Consider the following 2,439-nt stretch of genomic DNA (forward strand, 5'->3'; position numbering starts at 1 on the left):
AAGTCCTTGATACGTCCTGGTGTTCCAATCACAATTTGTGGTTGTGTACTTTCCAATTGGTGCATTTGGCGGACCTTATCAGTCCCACCAACATACAAGCCAATGCGTGGCTGTTGGTCAGCCGGGAATCCTGTACCCAATTGCTTGGCTGCTGCATAGATTTGTTGCGCCAACTCACGAGAAGGCGTGGTAATCACGGCTTGCACCTTTTGAGCAGTTGGATCAAACTTTTGGAAAATTGGAATCAAAAATGTGTGTGTCTTACCTGATCCAGTTTGTGATTGTCCCACAACGGAACGTCCTTGCATCACAACGGGAATCAAGCGTTCTTGCACCTTCGTTGGTGTGGTGAAACGAATTTCATCCAACGCCGTATAAATTTCTGGGCGCAAGTTGTAGTCAGTAAACTTAGCCATTATGCTTCTGTTTGCTCCTTCAATGTTTCATCGGCTTCACGAATAATCTCATGGACTTCATCAATGTCCTTGGCAAAAGCACCTGAGGCAAACTTGTGTCCGCCGCCACCATGTCGCTTTGCAATTTCGTTAATCACCGTGTTACGTGAACGTAGTCGGACACGGAAAAAGCCATCATCTTGCTGTTCAAAGACAGCCCAGGCCTTAACTGTGTTAATCTTTCCTAGTAATGGGACAATAAAGGCCGTCCCAAAATCACCAAGATTGAAGTTTTCAACAACTTCGTTCGTCAAAATAATGTAATTAAAGCCGTTATCGGTTGTGACCATGTTGTTATAAACATAGCCAGAAGCCCGGGCAGCTTCAACTGAGATGGTATCCATTTGTTGATTAATCTTAAACCAATCAAAATCAAACTTCATCAAATCAGCGACAACTTGCATCGTTTCAGACTTAGTCGCGTATAGGAAGCGACCTGTATCGCCGACGATACCGGCATACAAATATGAGGCACCTGCATCTGACAAAGTCAATTCGTCTTCAAATTCCTTATAGAAGGCAAAAATCATCGCCGACGTAGAAGAAGCGCCTTCAATCACCCACGTATAGTCGCCATATGGCTCGTCATTTGGGTGGTGGTCAATCTTAACCAACACCTTACCATAGTCGAAACGACGGTCATCGACACGTGGTGAGTTCGCTGTGTCGGTCACAATTACCAATGCATCATCGTAAAGTGAGTCTGGAATTTGCTCCATCTCACCCATCCAAGTCATGCTAGGCACTTGCTTGCCCACAACGTGAACCTGCTTCTCAGGGAACGACGTTTTAATTAACTCCGCCAAGCCAAATTGTGACCCAAAGGCATCTGGATCAGGGCGTTGGTGACGGTGAATAATAATCGTGTCCGCTGCCTTAATTTGCGCTAGAATTGCTGTTTGCGCTGTCATGATTCAATCTCAATTCTATCTAGTTTACAAACGTTGCTCGCAACGTTAACAGTTTGGGTCTACCACCCGCTACTTTAATAAGTATAGCAGAAAACCGCGGTAATTACGCGATTAGATTAGTTATCATACAGATTCAGGGGGATATTTTCAAAGGTTAGCGGTGCTAAATTTGTCATCGTTAATCCTAAGAGGCGAATTGGCTTTTGATATCCCCCTAATTCTTCCCAAATATCCGCTGCTAAACGTTCAAACTCGGTCGCATCATTTGGTAAATAATCTGGTTGGGTTGTCCGTCGTGTTTCCGTATTAAAATCTTCATCACGTACCTTTAATACCAAGGTTTTGCCGTGTAACGACCTTTTCTGTAGCGAACTCTCTAAGAGTGCGGCCAGTCGCTTTAGTTCAGCCATGATTTTCTCTTCGTTATCCAAAAACGGACCATACGTTCGTTCTTTGCCAACTGATTTCCGCTCACGTTGCCATTCAACTGGTCGGTCATCAACACCCCGGATTCGTCGGTAAAAGTCATACCCCATCCGTCCAAAATGTTGGGTCAATGTCGTTTGATCCATGGCATATAGCGCAGCGCCAGTTGTGACACCCAGTTCACGCATCCGTTCGGCCGTCTTTTGACCAACCCCACGGACCTCCTCAATTGGCAATGCATCTAAGAAAGGTCGAACGTCAGCTTCCCGAACAACGGTCAGCCCGGCTGGTTTATTGTGTTCAGAAGATAGCTTTGCCAAAAACTTATTAAACGATACCCCAACCGAACTGGTTAATTGCAGTTCTTCATAGATAGTTTGTTGTAGCGCATGGGCTAGCGCAACTGGATTATCAATGCCAATTTTATTTTCTGTTACGTCTAAATAAGCTTCATCAAATGCAATTGGTTCCACTTTGTCAGTATAACGATGAAAAATTTCATGGACCTGATTTGACACGGTCCGATATTTTTCAAAATTCGGCGTCAAAAAAGTTGCCTCTGGCGCTAATCGAAGTGCTTCGGCGGCGCTCATTGCAGAATGGACACCAAGTTGTCGTGCCTTATAGTTAGCTGTAGCAACCACACC

The 2,439-nt window shown here is 44.8% G+C and carries 3 protein-coding genes; all 3 read right to left on the minus strand.

Annotated features, from left to right (window positions below):
* Positions 1 to 416: DEAD/DEAH box helicase (locus WEIDD23_RS11420; RefSeq protein WP_156469648.1), on the minus strand; the 416-nt coding region annotated here is incomplete at its 3' end.
* Positions 416 to 1,366, minus strand: coding sequence for a DHH family phosphoesterase (locus tag WEIDD23_RS11425; protein WP_010369793.1), 951 nt, complete (start codon positions 1,364 to 1,366; stop codon positions 416 to 418). The genes WEIDD23_RS11425 and WEIDD23_RS11420, both read right to left, overlap by 1 nt.
* A gap of 116 nt (positions 1,367 to 1,482) precedes the next feature.
* Positions 1,483 to 2,439: DNA polymerase IV (dinB, locus tag WEIDD23_RS11430; RefSeq protein ID WP_062359050.1), on the minus strand; the 957-nt coding region annotated here is incomplete at its 5' end.

The sequence above is a fragment of the Weissella sp. DD23 genome, from assembly GCF_001579105.1.
GTDB lineage: Bacteria > Bacillota > Bacilli > Lactobacillales > Lactobacillaceae > Weissella > Weissella cibaria.